This is a genomic window from Pedobacter sp. UBA4863, from assembly GCF_002399615.1.
Classification (GTDB): domain Bacteria; phylum Bacteroidota; class Bacteroidia; order Sphingobacteriales; family Sphingobacteriaceae; genus Pedobacter.
The window spans coordinates 34,402-35,075 of record NZ_DHDZ01000009.1; the positions used below are offsets into that span (position 1 = coordinate 34,402).

General features: G+C 35.9%; 1 protein-coding gene. It reads right to left on the minus strand.

Annotated elements, in window-relative coordinates; genetic code table 11:
- Positions 1-290: 290 nt before the first annotated feature.
- The gene (locus B3I52_RS01465) at positions 291-671 is read right to left on the minus strand and encodes an START-like domain-containing protein (protein WP_293297798.1); all 381 of its coding nucleotides are present in this window, start codon (positions 669-671) and stop codon (positions 291-293) included.
- Positions 672-674: the final 3 nt, after the last annotated feature.

The following is a 674-nucleotide window of genomic DNA, read 5'->3' on the forward strand; positions in this document are numbered from 1 at the left end:
AAATGTGACGGCAAAAGGCCTAATAAACGCTTTTATGAGCAGTAAATGGATCTTTTTCAACGGTACAAAGATAGATGTTTTTTGTAGAAAACAGTACCCTAGAAGAGTTTGTTTTACTTTCTTGGTTGCGACATAATTATTTTAATCAACTTAAGTTTTGGCTAATATAAATTGGAAATCAATTTGTGAAGCTATTGTAGCAACCTACTTGTTGCCCAGCTAAACAAAACTCGCATTAAATAGCCTACCTTAATTTATACAAAGCGCAGAAAGTAAAGTTATTTTCGCTACTAGGCGCCCAACACGCTTAACAGGTAGGTAATTTGGTTGTCCCAAATTTTTATACGTTCTTGCATGGTTTCTTCCGTTGCAAAATCGGTAATGGCCAATGCTACGTCGTTAGTAAGCTCGTCTTGTACAATTTCCATTTCAAAGTAACAGTAAGGCTCATCGTCTATCCATTTAAATTTCACCAACTTATTCTCCTTCATGCTAATGAGCTTGGCTTTTTGCACTTCGTCGTCCCAAGTAAAAGTATAAATTTGGTCTCTAAAGATTACATCATCGGCAAACCACTGAGATAAACCGTTAGGCTCGCTTATAAAGCTATATAGTATGCGTGGAGATGATCTTATTGCATATTCTAATGTGAATTTCTTCTTTTCTGACATCCT